We start from the raw sequence: 23643 nt of genomic DNA, 5'->3' as shown, positions 1-23643 counted from the left end.
GAGCAAGCGACACGTCGCGACGTTTTGCGCAAATAGGCGCCGGAGGGGTCGCCGATCGCGAGGAAGCCCCCTTCAGTCTGGGTCCTCAAGCCCTGCCGTGGTGACCTGCGCGCATTGCCGCGCAAGACGCGTCGAACGCGTCCCGCTGGTCAGGCGGCAAGTTGTCTGCATGACAGCGATGCGCTCAACGCGAGAAGTCCGGCCCGTAGCCGCGCTGCTTGAGCGTGGCGGCGACCTGCATCAGCGCAGTGACCGCGTGGCCCTCGTCGGGGTAGCGCTCGGCCCGGCTGCGCCCCCGCGTGCCCACGCGGCCCCATTCCTGCACAAGACAGGCCCCGCCGAAGAGGTCGCGCTCGACGTGCAGACGGTAGAAATACCGCGTCGTCCGGTTCGGCGCGACGCGCAGCAGGCGCAGGCGCGACGGGAAGACCTCGAACTGATCGGTGCAGGCGTTCATGGGCGGAGCAAGAGCGGAGGACTAACAGGTTGACGGACCGCCGGTATAGCAGCGGCTTCACGGCACCGCCATGCCCCATCCGCAGGGATTTGGCACCGGTGCAAAGAGACGCCGATCCGCCAAAGAACCGCTTAATTGAGCCGCTCAGTCCGCCTCGGCCATGCCGGCCGTGCCGAGGATGGTCGCAAGCCCCGCATAGAGCCCGCGCAGCGAAAGCTCGGGGGCGACGTCGATCCATTCCTCCAACGAATGCGCCCGCCCGCCGGTACCGCCCGAACCGAGGCAGATCGCCGGCACGCCAAGACTCATGGGGATATTGGCGTCGGTCGAGCTGGCGCCGGTGCTGGGCGTGAATCCGAAGGCCGGCAGCGCGGCCAGCGCCGAACGCACGATAGCGCTGTCCTGCGACGTGCGGCCCGCCGGGCGATTGCCGATGCGGGTCAGGTCGGCAGAGATCGCGCCGTGGCTTGTGTCGCCGCGGGCGTTCTCTTCGGCCACCGCCGCCTCGACCAGCGCATGAAAGTTCCTGTCAAGCTTGGCCAGTTCGTCCGCGTCCACCGAGCGCAGATCGACCTCGAGCCAGACCTCCTCGGGGATGGCGTTGATCGAACTGCCGCCGCCGATCACCGAGGCGCAGTAGGTGGTGCGCGGCTCGGCCGGAACCTCGAGCCGCGCCATGCCGGTCATCAGCGCGCCAAGCGCATAAGAGGGATTTACCGTGCCGAAGGCGTTCAGCGAGTGCCCGCCCGGCCCGCGGAAACTCACCCGATAGCGCAGCGAGCCCACCGCGCCGGTGATGAACTGATCCAGTTCCAGCCCATCGATAGTAAAGAAACCGGCGATTTTTTCGCGGTAGCGCCCGGCTTCAAACAGATGACGAACGCCGCGCAGGTCGCCTTTGCCCTCTTCGCCGACGTCGCCGACGAAAAGCAGGTCCTGCTCGGTCTCAATCCCCGCCGCGTCCAGCGCACGGATGAACGCCAGCAGCACCGCCAGCCCGCGCGTGTCGTCGCCGACCCCCGGCGCAAAGAGCTTGGTGCCCTCGCGGCGCACGGTCACGTCGGTGCCTTCGGGGAACACCGTATCGAGATGCGCCGCCACCACGATCATCTGCCCATTGCCGCGGCCGCGCCGGATGCCCAGCACATTGCCGATCTCGTCGCGTTCCACGTCCTCGAGCCCCAGATCGCGGAACTTCGCCGCATAGGCCTCGGCGCGGCGGTCTTCCTTGAAGGGCGGCGCGGGGATCTCGGTCAACTCGATGATCTCCTCGACAAAGCGGTCATGGCCGAGGCGCAGATCCTCCTGCGCACGCTTGAAATGGTCCGAGGCGATGATCCGGGCGACGTCTTGGGTCATGAATGGGGTCCTGTGGTTCTTGCGATGTCTGCGGCTCAGAGCCTGCGATACTCGATCCCGCGCGCCCGCGCGAGCGACAAGGAGATGACGTCGGGGGCGCTACGGCGCAGGCAGACGCGGCGCCCCATGGCCGGAAACAGCCAGCGCCCGCCCCCCAGCGGCGTCAGCGAAACGGTCTGTGCGCGCGGGCCGGTGCCCCAGCGCAGACGGCGCCCGGCGATCTCCAGCAGCGCGCCATCGCAGGCCCAGTGCCCGTCCAACCCAGGATCGGCGCCGTCGTTGCGCGCCGGGTGCAGGCGCACCGGGCGGTGGAACATCTCGCCATGCAGCTCGCCCGCGTCGCACCGCAGCCGCATCTGCGCCTGCGGCGACGCCGAGAAGACCCAGCCATCGCCGCCCTCAAAAAGCGCCTCCGGCGCATCGCGCACACTGATCCCGCCCTTGGTCACCTCCGCCCAGAGGTCTCCCTCCGCCGCCACATAGAGGCCGGGCTTGGCCCAAGTCCCCGCCGGGACAGGCGCATAGGTCTCGCCGTGGAGCCGCGCCCAGACCCGCGCCGCGATGCCGGTGGCATCGGCGTCGTCGCGATTGCTCAGCACCACCAGCGCCCGCTGCGTCTTGGCGCAGCATAGAAAGCCCGCGCGGTACCCGGCCAGCGCCCCGCCGTGATCCGGCACCAGAGCCGTGCCAATCCTTTGCAGCCGCAGACCGAGCCCGTAACCTGTAGCGGCACCGGAGGTCATCGGCAGCGCCGCGGCGATGCGCGCGAACTCGGGGCGTGGCATCAGGTCGGCGAGCCAGTTTGCAAGGTCTTCGGCTGAGCCCGAAAGCGAGCCCGCTGCCGACAGATGCATGCCCTGATAGCCCGTATCCCAGCCGCCCGGCCGCGGCACGTGGCCCGGCACCAGTCCCGGCACGGGATCGGTCCAATGCTCCGACGCGCGCATCCCGGTCCCCAGCCGCGCCGCATGTGCCGCCACCGCCTCGGCGAACACCACACCGCGCCGCGCCAGCGCCGCTTCGAGCAGACGATAGCCGCCGTTGGAATAGACCATCTCGGTGCCGGGCGGGGCATTGAGCCGGTCGATCCCAGCCGACCAAGCCAGAAGCGCCGCCGCCTCGGTCCGGTCGTGCGCGCCAAGGCCCAGCAGCGTCAGGCACTCGCGCGTGTCCGGCAGCCCGCCCTGCATGGCGAGCGCCTGTGCGACGGTGACCTTGGCCGGTTCAGGGGCCAGCTCTGGCAACGCCTCGCCCAGCGGCATCTTCAGCGGAAGCGCGCCACTTTCCAGCAGGCAGGCCGCAAAGACGTGCTTCGTTACCGAGGCCCAGCGAAACACGCTGCGCGTATCCAGCGGGGCACCGCCCGGCGCCGCGCGCCCGCGCGCGACCGACAAGCGGATCGTGCCTTTTTCAATTGCAAGGACGACGGCCCCCGGGCCTGTCTCCTCGAAGGCCGACAGGTCCTGCCGGGCTGCCGCGTCGGCGGCTCTCCAATCTGCTTCAGGCATGGCGCGGCCGACGCTCCCACCACAGCCCCCAGAACGAGCCGAGCACGATCAGCCCCGCTCCGGCCAGCGTGGTCAGCGTCGGCGCTTCAAGGAAGAAGATCGCGCCGATCAGCGCCGCGTAGACCAGCCGCAGGTAATCGAACGGGGCAAGCGCCGTTGCCTCGCCGACTCGGAAGGCAAGAAAATTCAGGCTCTGCCCCAGCGTCGAGAGCAGGCCGATGCACAGCAGCAGGGCCCATTGTGCCGGGCTTGGCGGCACCCACGACAGCGCGGCGGGCACCGCCAGAAGCGCGCCCACGCCCACCGCCTGATAGGTGATCACCGTACCCAGTTTCTCGCGTTGCGCGAGCTTGCGCACGATCACCATGACCAGCGCCACCGATCCCGCCGACAGCAGCGCCAGCAGCGTGTAGTGGTCGATCTGCCCGCCGCGGGGATCGGTGATCACCACCACACCGGCAAAGCCCGCGACGATGGAAACCCAGCGGTGCGCCCAGACGGTTTCGTGCAGAATGAGTATGGCGAAGATCGCCACGAAGAACGAGCGCGAGAAGCTGATCGACACCGCATCGGCAAGCGGCAGATGCACCATCGCGGTGAACCCGGCGACCATCGCCAGCGCCGAGAGCCCCACCCGCGCGGTGTGCAGTTTCGGCGCGTCGGTTTGGAAGGCGCCGCGCGGATCGCGCAGGATGCGCGGGCTCATCGCGGCGGTCATCACCAATTGCCGGATGAACAGCACCTGCACCACCGGGATCGCCTCACCCACGGTTTTGATCAGCGCGGTCATGATCGTCATCACCAGTCCTGCCATCGCCACCCAGACCGCGCCCTGCAGGTTTCCCGGCAGACCGGCGATCCGCCCGCGCAGCCCTTCGGTCAGCGTGACAAAGGCGCTCAAGGACCAGTCTCCGCGCAAGCGACAGTGTCTGGGCACCCTTGGCCAAGAACACGATCCGCGGCCACATTGCATACAACCCTGCGCCTTACCGGCATGAGCATCCCAATCATCGCTTCAAAAATATCAGTTTACGCAAGTCGTACGCCCGGAATTTTGGACTCGCAAGGCAGGTTGGATACAATTATGCGAGGCGCGGTGACAAAGGGGCCTGTTCCGGTCAGGATCGCGGCATACGGTATCGGGGATTGGGACAGGCAATGTCGACACGCGGGCAGCAAGTGGTGCGGCACATCCGGGAGGGGATCGCCAGCGGGCGTTTTCCCGGTGGCAGCCGGATGAACGAGGTTGAGATCGCCGAGCGGTTCGGGGTCTCTCGCACCCCGGTGCGCAATGCTCTGGCGGCGCTCGCCGCCGAAGGGCTGCTCGATTACACCCCGAACGCCGGGTACACGGTGCGCCGCTTCACCGTGCAGGACATCTCGCGCATCTTTCGGGTGCGCACCGAGCTTGAGGGGCTTGCGGCGCGGCTGGCAGCCGAAGAGGGCTTCACCCCCGCAGGCGAGGCCGAGATGCGCGAGTTGCTCGACGGGACCGCGCGTCTGGTGCGGACCGCCCGCTGGGACGACGAGATCCGCGAGACCTTCCTGCCGCTCAACCGCCGCCTCCATGAGTTGGTGCGCGAAACGGCGCAAAACCCTTTCCTCGCCGAGATGATCCGCAAGACCAACGAAGTGCCGCTGTTCGACCTGATCCGTTGGCGCTGGTTCGACGCAGATCTGCTGCGGCAATCACAGGACGAGCACCTCGAACTGTTCGACGCCGTGCTGAACCGCCAGCCAGAGCGTGCCCATCGCATTCAGACAGAGCACACCTATCGGTCGGGGCGGCGGATGATCGAGAACTGGTCGCGCACCGAAGCGGAAATCCACGCTCAGAAGCGGTAGCGCGGCGGCGCTCATCGGCGGCGGCTCAGCCACACCCCCAGCAAGATCAGCGCCACGCCGGCAAGTTGCATCCAAAGCACCCCGCCCGCGCCGCCCGCCAGGTCCAGCGACACGCTCGACAGCATTTGCCCGGCCACCAGCAGCCCGCCCGTGAGCGCCGCGCCGAGGCGCGGGATCAGCCAGCTGCCGCTGGCGACAAAGATCACGCCGATCGCCCCGCCCGCCCAGGCAAAGAGCGGCGCGGTTGTGGCGGCCTCGGGCCACAGGCTCCCGGCGATCAGGGCGCAGGGCACCAGAACGACAAAGCCAACAAGGTGGTTCCAGAAGGAGGACTGCATCGCCGATGTGGTCAGCGCCAGCCGCCCGTTGAGTTGCCGCGACAGGGTGACGAGCATGCCCGACGCCACCCCGAGACCGATCAGCCAGATCATTGCCCAGCCCCCCGCGCAAAGATGATCAGCAGCGTGCCGGCGATGATTGCCGCCAGCGCCAGCAGGTCGTTGCGGCGCGGCACCCGTCGCTCCATCCCCAAGGCCCCGGTAACATCGAAGAGCAGCGCCAGCACCACCTGCCCTGCCAGCCCCAGCGCCAGCGTGCCGGTCAGCGCCAGCGACGAGTTCACCACCACCGTCGACAAGATCACCGTCAGCGCCCCCGACACGCCCCCAAGATAGGCCCAGAGCGGCGCCCTCCGCCGCGGCTGTCCGCGGCGTGCGGCAGGTCGGCGCAGCCAGAACAGCCCCAGAAGCAGCGCCGCCACGACCGAGCCGACCCCATGCGCGGTGAGCGAGGCAAACACCGGCGTCGTATGCGCCGCCATCATGCCATTGCTGAGCAGCATGAGCGTGAGCAGGCTGCCCGCGCAAAGCGCGGCGGCGATCTCGACCGGATGCGGCGCATGGCGCGCGCCGTCTTTTTGCGGATCGGTGTCAGGTGCGGCCATCTGGTGTCCTTGGAAGCGCCGGGCGGCGACGGGAATCTCGCCTCTCCCATACCCACCTCGCAGGGCAGAGGGTAGCACCTGCGACGCACAAGCCGCCCCTCCGAACCGCACGGAACCCGGAAAAGCCGCGTCACGATGTAAGAATTTGGAGAGATGACTGTACTGAAAATGCGTACGGTTAAATTTGCATCATTGCGACATCACGCCAGCCGCTGCTGCGCGGCTTTTACCCATGAAATTTGCTGCATTTCTCCCGCATCAAAGGCTCTCCCAGAGCGTTCCAGCCAGTGACCCGTCATGTCTGCACAAGAAGAAGGCACCTTGAAAACTCTTGGTTTTCCGTTGCTCCCCGCTGTTTCACCGTTCCATAAATGAGGGCACGAGTAGAAGCGGTCTGGATCCGATCCTGGACATTGCTCGCCAGTAGTTCCGACTCTGACGAGACCAATCATGTCCGACAAGCACCTGCTTCTGAATAATAAAACCCAGAAAGTCGACCCTGCGGCGCATCCGTGCCGGGCCTGCCTGACGTGCGCAGATCCGGAACGCCGCCGCTGTGCCCGCGACCGGATGCTCTCAGACGGCATCCGCCGGGCCGAGGTCGACCGACTCCAACTGTCCAACAAAATCGCACACTAGGGAGAGGCCCCTCATGAACTGCAAGTCCACCACCCTCACGGCACTGGGGTTCGCGCTGACCGCCACCACCGCTCTGGCCGCCGATCCGGTCACCTACCAGCTCGACTGGCTGCCCGGCGGCGACAAGGCACCGATCTATGTCTGTATCGATCAGGGGTTCTGCGCCGACGCCGGGCTCGACGTGACCATCGCCTCGGGGCGCGGCTCGTCGGATGCGATCTCGCGCCTCGCCGCTGGATCGTCCGACATCGGCATGGCCGACATCGGCGCGCTGATGGCCGCCAAGGCGCAGGAAGGCGTCGGCGTCACCTCGGTGCTGTCGGTGTTCAACAAGGGCCCGCACGCCTTCTACACCGTCAAGGACAGCGGCTTTGACAGCGTGGCGGACGTGAAGGGCAAGAAGATCGCCACCTCGCCCTTCACCTCGTCCAACGTCTATCTGCCGCTGGTGCTGGCGGACGTCGGCCTGTCGGCGGACGACCTCGAACTGACAAAGGCCGACGCGGGCGCGCTTGGGCCGATGCTGATGACCGGTCAGGTCGACGGCATCGTGGCGTGGATGACCGACCTGTCGCGCTACACCGGACAGGGCAAAGACGCGGGCAAAGAAATCATCGCACTGCCGTGGTCTGCCGCCGGGCTCGAACTGTATTCGGCGTCGCTGAATGCCAATGACGCCTTCCTCGCGGAGCGTCCCGACGTGGCCGCGCGCTTCGTCGCCGCCTTCAAGAAGTCCATCGAGTTCTGCCAGACCAACCCCGAAGAGGCCGCGCAGTCGGTAGTCAACATGGTGCCCGAACTGGAGCATGGCGACGTGCTGGGTTCGCTGAACGACATGCTGGGACTGGTGTTCAACGATGTCACCGAAGAAGACGGCCTCGGGGTTTTCGAGCCGGGCCGCCTTGCCGCCACATGGACCCGCGTCGCCGCGGCGCAGGGGCTCGACGAGAGCGCGCACAGCGCCGAAGACTTCGTCACCCGCAGCTTCCAGTCCGGCGGGGAAGGCTGATGCAGACCCCCGCCGCCATTCGCTTCGACCGGCTGGGTCAGGTCTTTGAGACCGGCTCGGGCCGGGTGGAGGCCCTGCGCAACGTCAGTTTCGAGGTTGCCAGGCACGAGTTTCTTGCCGTGCTCGGCCCCTCGGGCTGCGGCAAGTCCACCTTGCTGCGCATGATCGCCGGGCTGCTCGAACCGACCTCCGGGACCGTCGAAGTGTTCGGGCGGCGGGTCTCCGGCGCGCGTGAGGACATCGGCATCGTCTTCCAAAAGCCGACGCTGCTGCCTTGGGCCAATATCGAGGATAACGTCACGTTTCCCGTCCGCCATAAGCGCGGGCGGGTGGGCAGCCACGACCGCGACCGCGCGCAGGAGCTTCTGCGCATGGTCGGGCTCGAGGGGTTTGGCAAGCGCCTGCCCGACGAGCTGTCGGGCGGCATGCAGCAGCGCGTCGGCATCGCCCGCGCGCTGCACATGGACCCCGATATCCTGCTGATGGACGAGCCTTTCTCGGCGCTCGACGCGCTGACCCGCGAGGAGATGGGCTTCGATCTGCTGCGCATCTTCGGCGAGCGGCCAAAAACCGTGGTCTTCATCACCCATTCCGTCAGCGAAGCGGCGCTGCTCGCCGACCGCGTGCTGGTGATGACCGGCCGCCCCGGCTCGGTGCTGACCGAACTGCCGGTGCCCGTCGCCCGCCCGCGCGGGCGCGAGACGATCAAGGACCCCGCCGTGACCGAGCTTGCCGCCCACCTGCGGGACCTGCTGCTGCAAAGGGACGCCGCCTGATGACCCTCTCCATGCCAGATTACACCAAGCCCGAGCGCAAACGCCCCGACCTGCGCCGCCTCCTCGCCGCGCCGGGTGTTGCCGCGATCCTCACCATCCTCGGCACAGTGGCGCTTTGGGAGCTTGCCGCGCGCACGCTAAACATTCCAAGCTACCTGCTGCCCGCGCCAAGCGCGATCTTCTCGACCTTCCCCAGCATCGGAGCAGACCGCTGGGTCAGCCATCTCTGGGCAACCCTCCGCGTGGCGCTTCTTGGCTTCGCGCTGGCCATTGCCATCGCCGTACCGCTGGCCATCGCCTTGGTGCGCTCACCCGCGCTCAACCGCACGCTCTACCCGCTGCTGGTGATCGTACAGTCGACGCCGGTGGTGGCCATCGCGCCGATCATCATTGTGGTGCTGGGCGCCGGCGACGCGCCGCGCATCGTCATCACCACGCTGATCTGCTTTTTCCCGCTGGTGGTCTCTACCGCCACCGGCCTTGCCGCGACGCCGCCGGAACTCATCGAGCTGTCGCGCAGCCTGCGCGCCCCGGCGTTCCGCGAGATCACCCAGATCCGTCTGCCCTTCGCCGTGCCCTACATCTTCTCGGCGCTGAAGATCTCGGTGACGCTGGCGGTGATCGGCGCAGTGGTGGCCGAGTTCTGCGCCTCGGACGCGGGCGTCGGCTATTTCATCCAGTTCTCGACCTCGATGTTCAAGCTGCCGCAGGCCTGGGCCGGGCTCTTCGTCCTGGCCGCCATGTCGCTGGCACTGTTTCAGGCGGTGAACTGGGCGCAGAAGCTGCTGTTCCCATGGAGCCTGCCGCGCAAGCGCTAACCCTATCCGTGCCGGGTGCCGAGCCGCCCGGTGCATCCCCCGGAGTAGAAGCAGTCAGGCCCCGGCCCGGACATTGCTCCCCACCCTGCCGGACCCTCCGGCGCCCTACTTTGGAGACCGCAATGAGCACCAACTACGACCTTGCCGAACTGAACAAGGAAACCACCATCGGCGGCATGGGCAGCACCATCGAGCGTGACGTGCCCGCCATCGACCTGTCGGACTTCGAGACCCGCAAGCACGAGATCGCCGACGCGCTCTGGGAGGCCTCGACCGGCATCGGCTTCTTCCAAGTCTACAACCACGGCATCCCCGAGGAAGACATCGACGCCGCCTTCGATACCGCGTGGGAGTTCTTCGAACTGCCCACCGAGGTGAAGGCCCAATACCCGATGCCCAAGGGCACCAACGCCGGCTGGGAATTCAAGGCGCAGGTGCGCCCCTCCACCGGTACGCCGGACAACAAGGAAAGCTATCAGGTCACCCGCCCGCTGATGGACGGCAAGTGGCCGACCGAAGAGGAACTCCCGAAGTTCAAGGAGCGCGCGCTGAAGTTCGAGCGTCAGAACTGGGAACTGGGCATGCGGATCCTGTCTTGCTTCGCGCTGAAGATGGGCTTTCCCGAGGATTTCTTCACCGACGCCCATGACCCCGAGTCCGACCAGTACCAGTCGACCCTGCGCCTCATTCATTACATGTCGATGGAAGATGCCAAGCCCGAGGACTTCAAGGCGTGGCGTGCCGGCGCGCACAGCGATTTCGACTGCCTCACCATCCTGCACCAGAAAGAGGGCGAAGGCGGGCTGCAGGTCTGCCCCGGCAAGGACGCAGGCACCAACGCATGGACCGACGTGCCGCCGCGCCGCGGCTACATCACCTGCAATATCGGCGACATGCTGATGCGCTGGTCTGACGATCAGCTGCAGTCGACCCTGCACCGCGTGCGCATGCCCACCGAGGGCGAATACAAGGGCCGCCGCCTGTCTCTGCCGTTCTTCTGTCAGGCCAACCGCGACGCGGTCATGCAGGGGCCGCTGGGCAAATACGAGCCGATCACCGCAGGCGACTATCTGACCATGCGCATCAACGCCAACTTCGCCGCTGCTAAAGCGACCAAGAAGTAAGGCGTTGAGCATGGGCCTTCCGGGTGACACCATCACGACAAAAGGCAGGGCCTCGATCCCTGCGAGACCCAGCTTTGGAAGGTCCATGCTGCACGGCCGCGCATTGCGCTACATCGACGAGGTCGCCCGTCAGGGCTCTATCCGCAAGGCAGCGCGCGAGCTCAATGTCGCCGCCTCTGCGGTGAACCGGCAGGTGCTCGAGGTCGAGGCCGATTTCGGCGTGCAGATCTTTGAGCGGCTGCCGCGTGGGCTCAAGCTGACCGCACCGGGCGAGTTGCTAATCGCCCACATCCGCGAGACGTTGAAGGGCCACGATCGCCTGCAGGCGCGGATCCACGCGCTGAAGGGGCAGAGCCATGGCACGGTGACGGTGGCGACAATGGCCACGCTTGCCGCAGGGCGGCTGGCCGATGTGGTGGCGGAATACCGCGAACGCCATCCGAGGGTCGACCTGAACGTGACGGTCTGCGACCGCTCCGGCCTGATGGACATGGTGGCCTCGGGCGAGGCCGAGATCGGGCTGGGCTACAACCTGCCGGAAGACAACCGGATGCAGCTGACGGCGGTGTTCCAGCATCGGCTTGGCGCGGTGGTCGCCCCCGGCCATCCGCTCACCGCCAAGCCCAACGTGCGGGTCGCTGATTGCCTGATCTACCCGCTGATCCTCGCTTCGCACCGGCTCTCGCTGCGCCCGCTGATCGAAAACCTCACCCCCGCCACCGCCGAACTGCGCGCGGCGGTGGAGACCAATTCGACCGAGATGATGAAGCGGCTGGTGCGCCAGCCGCCCAATGTCACCTTCCTCAACCGCGTCGACGTGGATCAGGAACTGCGCGACGGCGATCTCGCCTTCCTGCCGCTTCTGGCCGCCGCCGGACGCCAAAGGCTCAGCCTCGTGCACCGCAGCCGCGGCGCGCTGTCGCCCGCGGCCGATGGCTTCATGCAGGCGATCCGCGACCATTTCGGCAAGGCCGACGCCTGAGCCGCCCCAGACATACGGAACCCCCAAGATGACCAAGACCAATCATCGCCCTCTGACCGAGGCGCTGACCCAAGGCGGCGACATGCTGCTGCGCAACCTGCGCTGCCCCGAAGCCCTGCTCGCCGGCGGAGCCCCCTCGGACGCCCCCATTGATCCCGACGGCGCGGCCTCGATCGACATGCTGATCCAGGGCGGCCGGATCGCCGCCATCACCGCCCGCGGTGGGCTTGAGGCCAGCGCGCGGGTGGTGGACCTCGGCGGGCGGCACGTCTGGCCGATGCTCGTCGACGCCCACACGCATCTCGACAAGGGCCATGTGCTGGGCCGTGCGCCGGACTCGGGGGGCATCCACGCCGGTGCGCGCGAGGCCACCACGCAGGATCGCATCGCCCACTGGCGCCATGACGATCTGATCCGGCGCATGGACTTTGGCCTGTCGTGCGCCGAGGCGCATGGGGTCGCGGCGATCCGCACCCATCTCGACAGCCACGACGGACAGGGCGAGACCACATGGGGCGCCTTTGCCGAGATCCGGGCGGCATGGAAAGAGCGCGTTGCGCTGCAGGCGGTGGCGCTGGTGCCGCTGGACGCGTGGGGCACGGACTATGCCCCGCGTCTGGCCGATCTCGTGGCGCAGCATGGCGGGATCCTCGGCGGCGTCACCCGCGCCTCGGGCGGCACGCATGGCTCTCTGGGCGATATCGACGGGCTGCTCGACCGGCTGTTCACGCTCGCGCGCGAGCGCAATCTCGACGTCGATCTGCATGTTGACGAGGCCGCCGAAGGCGGGGCGCTGGCGCATGTCGCTCGCGCCGCGATCCGCCACGGCTATGAAGGGCGCGTCACCTGCGGCCACTGCTGCTCGCTCGCGCGGCTGCCCGAGGAGGAGATGCACGCCACCATCGCGCTGGTGAAAGATGCCGGGCTCTCGCTGGTCACCCTGCCGACCGTCAATATGTACCTTCAGGACCGTATGCCGGGCCGCACGCCGCGCTGGCGCGGGGTGATGCCGCTGCTTGAACTGCGCGAAGCCGGGGTGCCGGTGGCGGTGGCTGGCGACAATTGCCGCGATCCGTTCTACGCCTACGGCGATCACGACATGCTCGACACATGGCGCGAGGCGGTGCGGATCTGTCATCTGGATCACCCGCTTGGCGCAGCGGCGGCACTGGCCGGTCCCGCCCCGGCGGGCATAACAGGCTTTGACGCAGGCAGCCTTGGCATCGGCAAACGCGCCGATCTGATGGTGCTGGAGGCATGGAGCATGGATCAGGTCATCGCACGCCCGCAATCCGACCGGCGGCTGATGCGCGGCGGAAAACTTCTGGACCTTGCCCTGCCCTCCTACGCGGAACTGGACCGGGTGGCGCCGCATGAGGCCGCCTGAACCAGCGCTGGCAAGGCGGCTTTCCCGGTGATCCGCAGCGGCGTGCCTGCGGATCAGAGACGCCGCGCCAGACAACGATCCGCTTGTCGCCGCGCGCCCTATGCCTCTTCGATCACGATCAGCACTGCGCCCTCCGGGACCCGGCGCAGGCCCGGCAGCGGCGCTGTCCCCAGATCGCGCAGATCATGCTGTTGCAGATCCGCCTCGGGCAGGTTGTTGAGCGCAAAGAGATAGCACGCCCGCGCCTCTGCGGCACCGGCCAGTGCCGCGCCCTGCCCCAACACCTTGCAGGCATAGGGCGCGCGCGTCATGACGTTGAGGTCAAGCAGCGCCTCGCCATGCAGCTCGGCCGCGCAGGGCACAGCGCCGCTGAATGCGAAAGGACCGCTGCCGGGATAAAGCGGAACCGGCGCCGCGCCATCCACTGTCAGGCTCATCGCGCCGCCTTCCAGCACGGTGAGATTGCGCGACACGCCTTCGAACGCCGAGAACGGACCGGAGCGGTCCACCTTCGCCGTACTGATGCGCCACGCGAAATCGTCGAACCCAGCACCTTGGGGAACGCAGAGGATCTCCGCCGTCTCGCCGCCATCGTTTTTCCACGGCGCGAACTGCCGCCCTGCGCGCCTGTAAATTGCCTCGCCCATCGTTTGACCTCGCTTGCGAGAGGGGCCGTCCCGGTCCGCCATGGCCCGATGTTTGCACTTTCCCTCGCGCACTATTGTATATACATAATTGAAGGCGAACAAGCCGCGCCCCTGCACACCGGGGCGGCATCCGGGCGCTCACAGGCGAGGCACGCAACCATGGCACAGACGACACTTCACGCAGAACACGCACTTCTTCCCGAAGGCTGGGCCCGCGACGTCCGGCTGAGCCTGCGCGACGGAGAGATCGCCGAGATGACCTCGGGCGTTGGCGCAGAGCCGCAGGACGAGCGCCACGGCTGCCTTCTGCCCGGCACCGGAAACCTGCACAGCCACGCATTCCAGCGCGCGATGGCCGGGCTGGCGGAATTGCGCGGCCCCGGCAACGACAGCTTCTGGAGTTGGCGCGAGACCATGTACCGCTTTGCCCTGTCGATGACCCCCGACCATGTCGAGGCGGTGGCAGCGCAGCTTTACATGGAGATGCTCGAGGCTGGCTTCACCCGCGTTGGCGAGTTCCACTACCTGCACCACGACACGACCGGCGCGCCCTATGCCGAGATCGGCGAGATGGCCGCGCGCGTTGCCGCGGCCAGCCGCACCGCCGGGCTTGGCCTGACGCTGCTGCCGGTGTTCTACGCGCGCTCGGGCTTTGGCGGCACCCCGCCCAGCGAGGGGCAGCGGCGCTTTATCAACGAGCCCGACCGCTATGCCCGCCTGCTTGAGGCCTGCCGCGGCATCCTCGCGGAGCTGCCCGGCAGCGTGCTCGGCATCGCCCCGCACAGCCTGCGCGCCGCCACGCCGCAGGACCTGACCGAAGTGCTGCCACTGGCGCAGGGCGGGCCGATCCACATCCACGTCGCCGAACAGGTCAAGGAGGTCGAGGACTGCGTCGCGTGGTCCGGTGCCCGCCCGGTCGAATGGCTGCTGCAGAACGCGCCGGTGGACGGGCGCTGGTGCCTGATCCATGCCACGCATATGACCGCGGACGAAACCCGCGCCGCCGCCACACGCGGTGCCATCGCCGGGCTTTGCCCGATCACCGAGGCCAACTTGGGTGACGGCATTTTCAATGCGCCGGGCTTTCTGGATGCCGGTGGCCGCTTCGGCGTCGGCTCGGATTCGAACATCCGCATCTCGCTGACCGAGGAACTGCGCAGCCTCGAATACTCCCAGCGCCTTGGCCTGCGCGCGCGCAACGTGGTGGCGCAGCCCGGCGGCTCAACCGGGCAGCGCCTGTTCGAAGGCGCCCTGACCGGCGCTGCAGCGGCGCTCGGCACGACCGCGGGTCTTGCCGTCGGCGCCCCGGCCGATCTGGTGACGCTCGATACCCGAGCCGCCCCGCATGTCCCGCGCGAGCAATTGCTCGATCACTGGGTGTTCGCCGACGGGATCACCGTGGATTGCGTCTGGGCACGGGGCGAAAAGCGCGTTGCGCAAGGCCGCCACCTGCACCGCGACGAGATCAGCCGCAAGTTCCGCGCCGCCATGCGCGATCTCGCGGCGGCGTAGCGCAAGTACTGGCGCCCCACAGTCCGCTGACACGACTTAGGTCGATGGATGCACCGCCATGAGATCAGGGCCCCGCCCGCCGAAAGCTCGGGCGTGCCGCTTTGGCGGCGCATGTCGTCGTGTCCGCGTCTTACGTTAAGGCCCGGCCTCATCATCCTTGCCATCGAGCAATATGGGAGAACTCGCCGCACCGGCGCTTCGGGTGTGCTTGCATCTAAATGCCGCGAAATTTCGGGCCGTGGGCGAGACAGAAACGCGGCAAGGCCCCCCATTGCGGCGAGGACTGGCGGACCACAAACCAAAGGACACCGCCCGACCTTTCCCGCAACCGGGAGGGTCCCGGCGGAGCCCCGAAGATCGTCAGCTCAGTCTGCCTCAGCCCTTACGCACAATCCGCTTTTCGGCCCAAGGCGGCGCGATCGTCATCTCCGGATGCACAGGGTAATTCATGTGATACTCCAGATCGCCGTAACGGCGCTCGTAGACACCCCAATCACAGACGTATTCGACCCGGTACCCAGCCATTTTCAACAGACCTTTAACCATTTTCACTCTCCTTCGTGAAATCTCGGGGCGGTCCGTGCGAGGCAGCGCCAGTGTCGCGGGCCGGTAAGAGATGGATATCAGCCCCCTGCGGGCGGCGCAGGACCCGCGCAGGGATGGGCAAAGGCTGCTGGCGGATAGCGACCTAGCCAGTGGGATAGGCCGCGGTCTCCCGAAAGACATAGACGCGCCCCGACCGGGCCGCGCAGCCTGCGGCACAGCGCACTGTCGCGCGGGGCAGAGCGCGGTGCTATGACTTGCGCATGGTGTGGGATTTTCTCGCCGCACTCGGCGGCGTCGGCATATTTCTCGTGGGCATGCTCATGCTCACCGGCGGCCTCAAGGGTCTTGCCGGGGGGCAGATGCGCACGATCCTCGCCCGCTTCACCCGCACGCCGCTCAGCGGCGCGGTGACCGGCGCGCTGACCACGGCAGTGGTGCAATCCTCCAGCGCCACGACCGTGACCGCCGTGGGCTTCGTCGCGGCGGGCATGCTGACCTTTCCGCAGGCGCTGGGGATCATCTTCGGCGCCAATATCGGCACCACGCTCACCGGATGGATGGTCGCCACGCTGGGCTTCAAGCTGAATCTCGGAGAGGCGGTGCTGCCGCTGATCTTCCTCGGCGCGGTGATGCATCTCTCCGGGCGTCCGCGGCTTGCGGCGCTGGGGCAGGCACTAGCGGGCTTTGGGCTGCTGTTCATCGGCATCGACCACCTCAAGGACGGGCTCGCCGCATTCGAAGGCGTGGTGACCCCCTCGAATTTCCCCGAAGACAGCCTGTGGGGCCGCCTGCAACTGGTGGGCATCGGGCTGCTGATTACGCTGGTCACGCAATCCTCCAGCGCCGGGGTCGCCACCGCGCTGGCCGCGCTTGGCGCCGGGGCGATCAATTTCCCGCAGGCCGCCGCGCTGGTGATCGGCATGGACGTCGGCACCACCTTCACCGCCCTGCTGGCCACTGTCGGCGGCGGCACAATGACCCGCCGCACCGGGCTGGCGCACGTTATCTACAACGTGTTGACCGGCATCATGGCCTTTGCCCTGCTCGGCGCCTTTGCGGCACTGGTGGCGCGGTGGGTTTCAGAAGGCAACGGGCAGATCGCGCTGGTCGCGTTCCATAGCACCTTCAACGGGCTTGGAGTTCTGCTTGTGCTGCCGCTGACCCGGCCCTTCGCGCGGATGATCGAGTGGCTGGTGCCCGAACGCGGCACGCCGCTCACCGCCGCGCTGGATCCCGCCTTGCTGCGCGAGCCGCGGATCGCCGCGGACCTTGCGCGCGAGTGTCTTGATCGGCTTAACACCGCCACCTGCGATCTGCTCGCATCCCGGCTCGGCTGCGCCCTTCCGGCAGACGCTTCGCTGCATACGCCAGAGGCGTTGCGCAGCGCGCTGACCGAGCTGCGGGACTACCTCGACCGCATTCGCGTGACCGAGAGGGACGAGGATCCGGCCACCGCCATCAGCGGCATGTTCCACGCCATCGACCATCTGTTTCGCCTGCTGCACCGCTGCGCGCAGCTTGACCGTATCGAGGCGCTTGGCAGCACACATCGCCTGCGCCGTCTGCGCGGCCTCGTCGGGCGCGGTGCCGCCTGTCAGGCTCGTCCCATCGACACCGAAGCGACGCAGGTGGCGCTCGACCGATTGCGACGACTGGCCCGTGATCAACGCAAGCGTCCGCGTGACCGCATCGTCGATGCCGCCGTGACCGGGCGGATCACCGACGAGGATGCGCTGCAGCAGCTTGACGCGCTGCGCTGGCTGCACCGCACCGCCTATCACCTGTGGCGGATCCGCGTGCATCAGAACGCAGCGGCCGAGACGACAGAGCCCGCCATTTCCTCCGCCGAAGAGGCGCGCATCGACGTCGCGCAGGACTGAGCGGCCCTCGGCGCGCTCCCGGACGGCGCGCGCCTTCGCATTTGGCACAAGCCGGCGTGGCGGCTAGGCTCGGCTAAGGAACGCGCCCCCCCCCCGCAACCACCGAGGCCCCATGCTCGACATCCTATCCGACCGCCGCTATCGCCACCTGTTCCTTGCGCAGATCGTCGCGCTGCTGGGCACGGGGCTGGCGACCGTGGCGCTGGGGCTTCTGGCCTATGATCTTGCCGGAGAGCGCGCGGGCATGGTTCTGGGCACGGTGTTTGCCATCAAGATGGTGGCCTATGTCGGGGTCGCGCCGGTCGCCGGGGCCTTGGCCGACCGGGTCAACCGCCGTGCGCTTCTGGTGGCTCTGGATGGGGTGCGCGCGATGGCGGCGCTGGCGCTGCCCTTCGTCACCGAGGTCTGGCAGATCTACGCGCTGATCTTTCTGTTGCAGTCCGCGTCGGCGGGGTTCACTCCGACGTTTCAGGCGACATTGCCCGACGTGCTGCCGGAAGAGGCACGCTACACCCGCGCGCTGTCGCTGTCGCGTCTCGCCTACGATCTGGAGAACATCGCCAGCCCGACGCTGGCCGCGCTTCTGCTTTCGGTGATGAGCTACAACGCGCTCTTCTTCGGCACGGCGGTGGGCTTTGTGGGGTCGGCGCTGCTGGTCGTTTCGGTGCTGCTGCCAAGCCCCCAGCCCACCGCACCGCGCGGCATCTATGACCGAACCACCCGGGGCCTGCGCATCTATCTCGCCACGCCGCGGCTGCGCGGGTTGCTGGCGCTGAACCTTGCGGTTTCCGCAGCGGGGGCGATGGTGCTGGTCAATTCCGTGGTGCTGGTGCGCGGCGGGCTCGGTCTTTCGGAAAGCGCGCTGGCGTGGACCATGTTCGCCTTCGGCGCAGGCTCGATGCTCGCCGCCCTGATGCTGCCACGGCTGCTCGACCGCGTCCCGGATCGCCCCGTGATGCTCATAGGGGCCGCGATGATGGCGGCGGTGCTGATGGGACTGGCCGCGGTGATCGCCGGTGTCGGCCTGCGGTGGGAGGTGCTGCTGCTGGCTTGGCTGCTGGTCGGCTTTGGCACTTCGGCGGTGCTGACCCCCTCCGGGCGGCTTCTGCGGCGATCTGCCCACCCCGAGGACCGCCCCGCGCTCTTCGCCGCACAGTTCGCGCTGAGCCATGCTTGCTGGCTGCTCACCTACCCGCTCGCCGGCTGGATGATGACGCGCTTCGGCGCGGTGCCCGCGCTGATCGTGCTGGCTGCGCTTGCCGCCGCCGGCCTTCTCTTGGCGCTGCGCCTCTGGCCCGCGGGCGATCCGACACAGATCGAGCACACTCACAGCAACCTGCCGCGAAATCACCCGCATGTGCAAAACGGATCCCGGCACCGCCACGCGCTGTTGATCGACGATGCCCACCCCTCATGGGACACAAGGTTCTGATCCGCGCAGCCACAGCTCGGAACTTGTGCCCGCCGCTGCGGCGGGGCAAGACGGGCGGCATGCACGCCAGGACTCCAGACACCCCCTCCTTCCGCTCTCAGCGCTTCGCCCGCGACCCGGAGCGCCACTCATGAGCCGCGCGCTGGTGATCGGCGGCGGCCCTGCCGGGCTGATGGCCGCCGACGCGCTGCTCTCGGCGGGGCACAGCGTGACGCTGGCCGAAGCCAAACCCTCGATCGGGCGCAAGCTGCTGATGGCAGGCAAATCGGGGCTGAACATCACCAAGGCAGAGCCCTTTTCGCAATTCCTGTCGGCCTACGGCGAAGCGGCCCCGGCGCTGCGCCCGATGCTATCGGCCTTCCCGCCCGAAGCGGTGATGCACTGGGCCGAAGGACTGGGTCAGACGCTGTTCACCGGCTCCACCGGGCGGGTATTTCCGCACGGCATGAAGGCCTCGCCGCTGCTGCGGGCGTGGCTGGCGCGCCTCGACGGTATGGGGCTGGAGCGGCACACCCGCTGGCGCTGGACTGGCTGGGAGGGCGACGCGGTGACGATGGACACCCCCGAAGGCCCGCACCGTCTGACACCCGAAGTCACCGTTCTGGCACTTGGCGGCGCAAGCTGGGCACGGCTTGGCTCGGACGGGCAATGGGCAGAGATTTTCGCCGCCGAGGGCCTGCCCGTCACCCCCTTTGCGCCGGCCAATGCCGGGCTGTTGGTGGAGTGGTCGCACCACATGCAGGCGCAGTTCGGGTCCCCGCTGAAGGGCGTGGCGTTCCGCGCTGGCGCGCTCGTCTCGCGCGGCGAGGCGGTGATCTCGGCACGCGGGCTGGAGGGCGGCGGCCTCTACCCGCTGTCGCCAGCGCTGCGCAGCGGCGCGGCGCTGGAAGTCGATCTTTGCCCCGACATTGATCAGCCCGCGCTGGCCAAACGCCTGTCGCGCCCGCGCGGCAAACAAAGCCTGTCGAACCATTTGCGCAAAATGGTCAAGCTCTCGCCCGCCGCCCGTGCCCTGCTGATGGAATGCGCGCGCCCACTGCCCGATGACCCACAGGAACTGGCGGCGCTGCTCAAGGCCCTGCCGGTGCCGCACACCGGGCTGAGACCACTGGACGAGGCGATCTCGGTGGCGGGCGGCGTGCCGTTTGCGGCGCTGGACGCGGGGCTGATGCTGAAGGAGCGGCCCGGCACCTTCGTCGCCGGAGAGATGCTCGACTGGGAAGCGCCGACCGGCGGCTACCTGTTGACCGGCTGCCTTGCCACCGGGCTCTGGGCCGGTCGTGCGGCGTCGGACAGGCTGCGCTAGGCGCCCGCCCGGCCGCGCGTCGCCCGCGCGCCGGACGGGCGGGCCTTTGCGTCAGATATCCAGCGTGTTCTCTTTCTCCCAGCGCGAGAAATGCGACACGAAAGAGGTCCACTCCTGCATCTTCATCTTGGCGTAGGAGGCCGAGAACTCGGCGCCCATCATCGCTTTGAGGTCCGCGTCCGCGTCATAGGCGCGGATCGCGTCGAGCAGGTTCAGCGGCAGCTTCGGCGCACCCTCGACCGTATGGCCTTCGGCATACATGTCGATGTCATAGCGCTTGCCCGGATCTGCCTTGGAGCGGATGCCCGACAGCCCCGCAGCAATGATCACCGCCTGCAGCAGATAGGGATTGGTCGCGCCGTCCGGCAGGCGCAGTTCGAACCGGCCCGGCCCCGGCACCCGCACCATATGGGTGCGGTTGTTGCCGGTCCATGTGACCGTGTTCGGCGCCCAAGTTGCGCCCGACATGGTGCGCGGCGCGTTGATGCGCTTGTAGCTGTTGACCGTGGGGTTGGTGATCGCGGCCAGCGCCTCGGCATGTTTCATGATGCCGCCAAGGAAATGCCCGCCCTGCTCGGACAGGCCAACCTCGCCGATCTGACCGCCCGCATCGCCGGCAAAGGCGTTGGTCTTGCCGTCCAGATCCCAGACCGAGATATGCGCGTGGCAGCCGTTGCCGGTGAGCCCCTCGATCGGCTTGGGCATGAAGGTGGCCCGCAGGCCGTGCTTTTCCGCAACCGACTTCACCATGAACTTGAAGAAGCTGTGGCGGTCGGCGGTGACCAGCGCGTCGGCGAACTCCCAGTTCATCTCGAACTGGCCATTGGCGTCCTCGTGGTCGTTCTGATACGGGCCCCAGCCCAGCTCCAGCATGTAATCGCAGATCTCGGCGATCACGTCGTAGCGGCGCATCACCGCCTGCTGGTCGTAGCAGGGCTTCTCGGCGGTATCGAAAGGATCGGAGATCTGCGTGCCTTCGGGGCTGAGCAGGAAGAACTCGGCCTCGATCCCGGTCTTCACCCGCAACCCCTCGGACGCGGCCTCGTCGACCAGCTTGCGCAGCACATTGCGCGGCGCCTGATCCACCGGCGCGCCTTCCATCACGCAATCGGCGGGCACCCATGCCACCTCGGGCTTCCACGGCAGTTGGATCGCCGCCGAAGCGTCGGGCACCGCCAGCATGTCGGGGTGCGCCGGGGTGAGATCGAGCCATGTGGCGAACCCGGCAAAGCCCGCGCCCTCTGCCTGCATGTCCGCAATTGCCTGCGCCGGCACCAGCTTGGCGCGCTGCCCCCCGAACAGATCAGTGTAGGAGATCATGAAGTACTTGATGCCGCGTTCGCGGGCGAATTCAGCCAGATCGGCCATGGCGATACCTTTCGTTCCCTGTTGTTGCGGGCGGGGCGTCTGCGCGCCCTCGCCCGGTCTTTTACTGCCGGTGCTGCGCCGGTTCAGAAGCCCGGCTTGCCCGGGTACCACTCTGTCCCGGCCAGCGGCACGCGCGCCATGGCGGCGGCCTCCATGGTCAGCGCGCAGAGGTCTTCTGGTTCAAGATTGTGCACATGGCTCTTGCCGCAGGCCCGCGCGATCGTCTGACACTCCAGGGTCATCACGTTGAGGTAGTTACGCAAACGGCGTCCGGCGGCGATGGGATCGAGCCGTGCCATCAGCTCGGGATCCTGCGTGGTGATCCCGGCAGGGTCGCGTCCCTCGTGCCAATCGTCATAGGCCCCGGCGGTGGTGCCAAGCTTGCGGTACTCGTCTTCCCACTTGGGATCATTGTCCCCCAGCGCCACCAGAGCGGCGGTGCCGATGGCCACCGCATCCGCGCCCAGAGCCAGCGCCTTGGCGACATCTGCGCCAGACCGGATGCCGCCCGAAACCACCAGTTGCACTTCGCGGTGCAGGCCGAGATCCTGCAGCGCCTGCACGGCGGGGCGGATGCAGGCCAGCGTCGGCAGGCCGACGTTCTCGATGAACACGTCCTGCGTTGCGGCGGTGCCGCCCTGCATGCCGTCAAGCACCACCACATCGGCCCCGGCCTTTACCGCGAGCGCAGTGTCGTAATAGGGGCGCGCGCCGCCGACCTTGATGTAGATCGGCTTTTCCCAGTTGGTGATCTCGCGCAGTTCGAGGATCTTGATCTCCAGATCGTCGGGCCCGGTCCAGTCGGGGTGACGGCAGGCCGAGCGCTGGTCGATGCCCACGGGCAGATCACGCATCCCGGCGACCCGGTCGGTGATCTTCTGGCCCAGCAGCATGCCGCCGCCGCCGGGTTTCGCGCCCTGCCCCACGACCACCTCGATGGCATCAGCGCGGCGCAGGTCGTCGGGGTTCATGCCGTAGCGACTGGGAAGGTACTGGTAGATCAGCTTTTCCGAGTGACCGCGCTCTTCCTCGGTCATGCCGCCGTCGCCGGTGGTGGTCGAGGTGCCCGCAAGGGTCGCGCCCCGGCCCAGAGCCTCTTTGGCGTTCCCGGAAAGCGCGCCGAAAGACATGCCGGCGATGGTGATCGGGATCTTCAGCTCGATCGGTTTCTTGGCAAACCGGGTGCCAAGCGTGACGGAGGTGTCGCATTTCTCGCGGTAGCCTTCGAGCGGGTAGCGCGAGATCGAGGCCCCGAGGAACAGCAGATCATCAAAATGCGGCACGCGGCGTTTCGCCCCGCCGCCGCGGATGTCGTAAATGCCGGTCGCCGCGGCGCGCCGGATCTCGGAGTTCACCTCGCGCGAGAAGGTCCAGGACTGGCGCGGGTCGGTCTGGGGGGTCTTGTCCATTGTCCGCTCCTCAGTATTCGTCGGCGTGGTCGATGTTGAAGTTGTAGAGCTTGCGGGCCGAGCCGTAGCGCTTGAACTCCTCGGGCTTGGCGACGGCCCCTGCGCGTTCGAGCAGGTCCTTGAGCACCGCCAGATGCTCGGGCCGCATGTCCTTTTCGATGCAGTCCGCGCCCAGCGATTTGACGTTGCCGCGCACGAAGAGCCGCGCCTCGTAGAGACTGTCTCCCAGCGCATCCCCGGCATCGCCCAGAACCACCAGATTGCCCTTCTGCGCCATGAAGGCCGACATGTGCCCGATGCTGCCGTGCACGACGATGTCGATGCCCTTCATCGAGATGCCGCAGCGCGAACTGGCGTTGCCCTTGATGTTGAGCAGCCCGCCATGGCCCGTGGCTCCGGCGTATTGGCTGGCATCACCGTCGATGATCACCTCGCCCGACATCATGTTCTCTGCCACGCCCGGCCCGGCCGAGCCTTCGACGTGCACCGTGGCGAGCTTGTTCATCCCGGCGCAATAGTAACCGGTATTGCCCCTGACGGTGACCGACAGAGGCCCGTCCAGCCCCACCGCCATGGCATGCGCGCCGCGCGGGTTCTCAATCGTGAAGCTTTCGTTGGCCTGCGCCTTCGCGGCCTCCTGCAGCGCCGCGTTGACTTCGCGCAGCGGCGTTTGCGACATATCCAGTACCGGCATTC

General features: G+C 67.6%; 23 protein-coding genes. 12 read left to right on the top strand and 11 right to left on the bottom strand.

Annotated features, from left to right (window positions below; genetic code table 11):
• Positions 1-184: 184 nt before the first annotated feature.
• The 4 genes from ACXAJT_RS18515 to ACXAJT_RS18500 all read right to left on the bottom strand — a co-directional run bounded on the left by ACXAJT_RS18515 (position 185) and on the right by ACXAJT_RS18500 (position 4225).
• Complete coding sequence (locus tag ACXAJT_RS18515) at positions 185-457, bottom strand: WGR domain-containing protein (RefSeq protein ID WP_475237528.1); 273 nt, start codon at positions 455-457, stop codon at positions 185-187.
• A 144-nt stretch (positions 458-601) separates the two neighbouring features.
• Positions 602-1816 (bottom strand): M20/M25/M40 family metallo-hydrolase, encoded by a 1215-nt coding sequence (locus tag ACXAJT_RS18510; RefSeq protein ID WP_475237527.1) that lies wholly within the window; start codon positions 1814-1816, stop codon positions 602-604.
• A 35-nt stretch (positions 1817-1851) separates the two neighbouring features.
• Positions 1852-3324, bottom strand: coding sequence for a serine hydrolase domain-containing protein (locus tag ACXAJT_RS18505; protein ID WP_475237526.1), 1473 nt, complete (start codon positions 3322-3324; stop codon positions 1852-1854).
• Positions 3317-4225 carry a DMT family transporter gene (locus ACXAJT_RS18500; protein WP_475237525.1) on the bottom strand — a complete coding sequence of 303 codons (909 nt, stop codon included), beginning with the start codon at positions 4223-4225 and terminating at the stop codon, positions 3317-3319. Before ACXAJT_RS18500 ends, ACXAJT_RS18505 begins: the two co-directional genes overlap by 8 nt.
• A gap of 257 nt (positions 4226-4482) precedes the next feature.
• Here ACXAJT_RS18500 and ACXAJT_RS18495 point away from each other — a divergent pair, with 257 nt between their 5' ends.
• Positions 4483-5169, top strand: coding sequence for a GntR family transcriptional regulator (locus ACXAJT_RS18495; protein ID WP_475237524.1), 687 nt, complete (start codon positions 4483-4485; stop codon positions 5167-5169).
• An 11-nt stretch (positions 5170-5180) separates the two neighbouring features.
• On the opposite strand, the gene ACXAJT_RS18490 is transcribed toward ACXAJT_RS18495, so the two are convergent.
• Both ACXAJT_RS18490 and ACXAJT_RS18485 read right to left on the bottom strand, forming a co-directional pair.
• Positions 5181-5600: a DMT family transporter gene (locus ACXAJT_RS18490; RefSeq protein WP_475237523.1), complete on the bottom strand. Its 420-nt coding sequence runs from the start codon at positions 5598-5600 to the stop codon at positions 5181-5183.
• Positions 5597-6112: a DMT family transporter gene (locus ACXAJT_RS18485; RefSeq protein ID WP_475237522.1), complete on the bottom strand. Its 516-nt coding sequence runs from the start codon at positions 6110-6112 to the stop codon at positions 5597-5599. Before ACXAJT_RS18485 ends, ACXAJT_RS18490 begins: the two co-directional genes overlap by 4 nt.
• A 450-nt stretch (positions 6113-6562) precedes the next feature.
• Here ACXAJT_RS18485 and ACXAJT_RS18480 point away from each other — a divergent pair, with 450 nt between their 5' ends.
• From ACXAJT_RS18480 to ACXAJT_RS18450, 7 genes are all read left to right on the top strand, one after another.
• Positions 6563-6751, top strand: coding sequence for a hypothetical protein (locus ACXAJT_RS18480; RefSeq protein WP_475237521.1), 189 nt, complete (start codon positions 6563-6565; stop codon positions 6749-6751).
• Between the two features lie 13 nt (positions 6752-6764).
• Positions 6765-7760 (top strand): ABC transporter substrate-binding protein, encoded by a 996-nt coding sequence (locus ACXAJT_RS18475; protein WP_475237520.1) that lies wholly within the window; start codon positions 6765-6767, stop codon positions 7758-7760.
• Positions 7760-8536 carry an ABC transporter ATP-binding protein gene (locus tag ACXAJT_RS18470; protein ID WP_475237519.1) on the top strand — a complete coding sequence of 259 codons (777 nt, stop codon included), beginning with the start codon at positions 7760-7762 and terminating at the stop codon, positions 8534-8536. The genes ACXAJT_RS18475 and ACXAJT_RS18470 overlap by 1 nt, the downstream gene beginning before the upstream one ends.
• Positions 8536-9354, top strand: coding sequence for an ABC transporter permease (locus tag ACXAJT_RS18465; protein ID WP_475237518.1), 819 nt, complete (start codon positions 8536-8538; stop codon positions 9352-9354). Before ACXAJT_RS18470 ends, ACXAJT_RS18465 begins: the two co-directional genes overlap by 1 nt.
• 122 nt (positions 9355-9476) lie before the next feature.
• The gene (locus ACXAJT_RS18460) at positions 9477-10478 is read left to right on the top strand and encodes an isopenicillin N synthase family dioxygenase (RefSeq protein ID WP_475237517.1); all 1002 of its coding nucleotides are present in this window, start codon (positions 9477-9479) and stop codon (positions 10476-10478) included.
• Positions 10479-10563: 85 nt separating this feature from the next.
• Complete coding sequence (locus ACXAJT_RS18455; protein WP_475237516.1) at positions 10564-11460, top strand: LysR family transcriptional regulator; 897 nt, start codon at positions 10564-10566, stop codon at positions 11458-11460.
• A 28-nt stretch (positions 11461-11488) separates the two neighbouring features.
• A complete protein-coding gene (locus ACXAJT_RS18450) occupies positions 11489-12847 on the top strand; it encodes a cytosine deaminase (protein WP_475237515.1) in 1359 nt (452 codons plus the stop codon).
• 98 nt (positions 12848-12945) lie between these two features.
• Here ACXAJT_RS18450 and ACXAJT_RS18445 read toward each other — a convergent pair whose 3' ends face one another.
• Positions 12946-13494, bottom strand: coding sequence for a HutD/Ves family protein (locus ACXAJT_RS18445; protein ID WP_475237514.1), 549 nt, complete (start codon positions 13492-13494; stop codon positions 12946-12948).
• A 159-nt stretch (positions 13495-13653) separates the two neighbouring features.
• Between ACXAJT_RS18445 and ACXAJT_RS18440 the strand changes: the two genes are divergently transcribed.
• The gene (locus ACXAJT_RS18440) at positions 13654-15006 is read left to right on the top strand and encodes a formimidoylglutamate deiminase (protein ID WP_475237513.1); all 1353 of its coding nucleotides are present in this window, start codon (positions 13654-13656) and stop codon (positions 15004-15006) included.
• Positions 15007-15381: 375 nt separating this feature from the next.
• On the opposite strand, the gene ACXAJT_RS18435 is transcribed toward ACXAJT_RS18440, so the two are convergent.
• Positions 15382-15552: a hypothetical protein gene (locus tag ACXAJT_RS18435; protein ID WP_475237512.1), complete on the bottom strand. Its 171-nt coding sequence runs from the start codon at positions 15550-15552 to the stop codon at positions 15382-15384.
• 260 nt (positions 15553-15812) lie between these two features.
• Here ACXAJT_RS18435 and ACXAJT_RS18430 point away from each other — a divergent pair, with 260 nt between their 5' ends.
• The 3 genes from ACXAJT_RS18430 (at position 15813) to ACXAJT_RS18420 (ending at position 20170) form a co-directional block, all read left to right on the top strand.
• Positions 15813-17432, top strand: a complete 1620-nt coding sequence (locus ACXAJT_RS18430) for a Na/Pi cotransporter family protein (protein ID WP_475237511.1) — start codon at positions 15813-15815, stop codon at positions 17430-17432.
• Positions 17433-17544: 112 nt separating this feature from the next.
• Positions 17545-18864, top strand: a complete 1320-nt coding sequence (locus ACXAJT_RS18425; RefSeq protein WP_475237510.1) for an MFS transporter — start codon at positions 17545-17547, stop codon at positions 18862-18864.
• 130 nt (positions 18865-18994) lie between these two features.
• The gene (locus ACXAJT_RS18420) at positions 18995-20170 is read left to right on the top strand and encodes a TIGR03862 family flavoprotein (protein WP_475237509.1); all 1176 of its coding nucleotides are present in this window, start codon (positions 18995-18997) and stop codon (positions 20168-20170) included.
• 51 nt (positions 20171-20221) lie between these two features.
• On the opposite strand, the gene glnT is transcribed toward ACXAJT_RS18420, so the two are convergent.
• The 3 genes from glnT to ACXAJT_RS18405 form a co-directional block, all read right to left on the bottom strand.
• On the bottom strand, positions 20222-21538 hold the full coding sequence (gene glnT, locus ACXAJT_RS18415) for a type III glutamate--ammonia ligase (protein ID WP_475237508.1): 1317 nt from the start codon (positions 21536-21538) through the stop codon (positions 20222-20224).
• An 83-nt stretch (positions 21539-21621) separates the two neighbouring features.
• Positions 21622-22947 carry an FMN-binding glutamate synthase family protein gene (locus ACXAJT_RS18410; RefSeq protein WP_475237507.1) on the bottom strand — a complete coding sequence of 442 codons (1326 nt, stop codon included), beginning with the start codon at positions 22945-22947 and terminating at the stop codon, positions 21622-21624.
• A 10-nt stretch (positions 22948-22957) separates the two neighbouring features.
• The gene (locus ACXAJT_RS18405) at positions 22958-23641 is read right to left on the bottom strand and encodes a protein GlxC (RefSeq protein ID WP_475237506.1); all 684 of its coding nucleotides are present in this window, start codon (positions 23639-23641) and stop codon (positions 22958-22960) included.
• Positions 23642-23643: the final 2 nt, after the last annotated feature.

The sequence above is a fragment of the Salipiger sp. ABF4_146 genome, assembly GCF_056161345.1.
Note: the sequence above shows the minus strand (reverse complement) of the source record. Positions and strands in the feature narration are given on the sequence as shown.

Bases quoted from the DNA above. Each gene is read 5' to 3' on its own strand.
- ACXAJT_RS18410 (WP_475237507.1), bottom strand. From the start codon at position 22,947: ATGGACAAGACCCCCCAGACCGACCCGCGCCAGTCCTGGACCTTCTCG.
- ACXAJT_RS18510 (WP_475237527.1), bottom strand. From the start codon at position 1,816: ATGACCCAAGACGTCGCCCGGATCATCGCCTCGGACCATTTCAAGCGT.
- ACXAJT_RS18480 (WP_475237521.1), top strand. From the start codon at position 6,563: ATGTCCGACAAGCACCTGCTTCTGAATAATAAAACCCAGAAAGTCGAC.
- ACXAJT_RS18495 (WP_475237524.1), top strand. From the start codon at position 4,483: ATGTCGACACGCGGGCAGCAAGTGGTGCGGCACATCCGGGAGGGGATC.
- ACXAJT_RS18445 (WP_475237514.1), bottom strand. From the start codon at position 13,494: ATGGGCGAGGCAATTTACAGGCGCGCAGGGCGGCAGTTCGCGCCGTGG.
- ACXAJT_RS18430 (WP_475237511.1), top strand. From the start codon at position 15,813: ATGGTGTGGGATTTTCTCGCCGCACTCGGCGGCGTCGGCATATTTCTC.
- glnT (WP_475237508.1), bottom strand. From the start codon at position 21,538: ATGGCCGATCTGGCTGAATTCGCCCGCGAACGCGGCATCAAGTACTTC.
- ACXAJT_RS18435 (WP_475237512.1), bottom strand. From the start codon at position 15,552: ATGGTTAAAGGTCTGTTGAAAATGGCTGGGTACCGGGTCGAATACGTC.
- ACXAJT_RS18515 (WP_475237528.1), bottom strand. From the start codon at position 457: ATGAACGCCTGCACCGATCAGTTCGAGGTCTTCCCGTCGCGCCTGCGC.
- ACXAJT_RS18405 (WP_475237506.1), bottom strand. From the start codon at position 23,641: ATGCCGGTACTGGATATGTCGCAAACGCCGCTGCGCGAAGTCAACGCG.
- ACXAJT_RS18475 (WP_475237520.1), top strand. From the start codon at position 6,765: ATGAACTGCAAGTCCACCACCCTCACGGCACTGGGGTTCGCGCTGACC.
- ACXAJT_RS18425 (WP_475237510.1), top strand. From the start codon at position 17,545: ATGCTCGACATCCTATCCGACCGCCGCTATCGCCACCTGTTCCTTGCG.
- ACXAJT_RS18470 (WP_475237519.1), top strand. From the start codon at position 7,760: ATGCAGACCCCCGCCGCCATTCGCTTCGACCGGCTGGGTCAGGTCTTT.
- ACXAJT_RS18440 (WP_475237513.1), top strand. From the start codon at position 13,654: ATGGCACAGACGACACTTCACGCAGAACACGCACTTCTTCCCGAAGGC.
- ACXAJT_RS18460 (WP_475237517.1), top strand. From the start codon at position 9,477: ATGAGCACCAACTACGACCTTGCCGAACTGAACAAGGAAACCACCATC.
- ACXAJT_RS18490 (WP_475237523.1), bottom strand. From the start codon at position 5,600: ATGATCTGGCTGATCGGTCTCGGGGTGGCGTCGGGCATGCTCGTCACC.
- ACXAJT_RS18465 (WP_475237518.1), top strand. From the start codon at position 8,536: ATGACCCTCTCCATGCCAGATTACACCAAGCCCGAGCGCAAACGCCCC.
- ACXAJT_RS18420 (WP_475237509.1), top strand. From the start codon at position 18,995: ATGAGCCGCGCGCTGGTGATCGGCGGCGGCCCTGCCGGGCTGATGGCC.
- ACXAJT_RS18505 (WP_475237526.1), bottom strand. From the start codon at position 3,324: ATGCCTGAAGCAGATTGGAGAGCCGCCGACGCGGCAGCCCGGCAGGAC.
- ACXAJT_RS18485 (WP_475237522.1), bottom strand. From the start codon at position 6,112: ATGGCCGCACCTGACACCGATCCGCAAAAAGACGGCGCGCGCCATGCG.
- ACXAJT_RS18450 (WP_475237515.1), top strand. From the start codon at position 11,489: ATGACCAAGACCAATCATCGCCCTCTGACCGAGGCGCTGACCCAAGGC.
- ACXAJT_RS18455 (WP_475237516.1), top strand. From the start codon at position 10,564: ATGCTGCACGGCCGCGCATTGCGCTACATCGACGAGGTCGCCCGTCAG.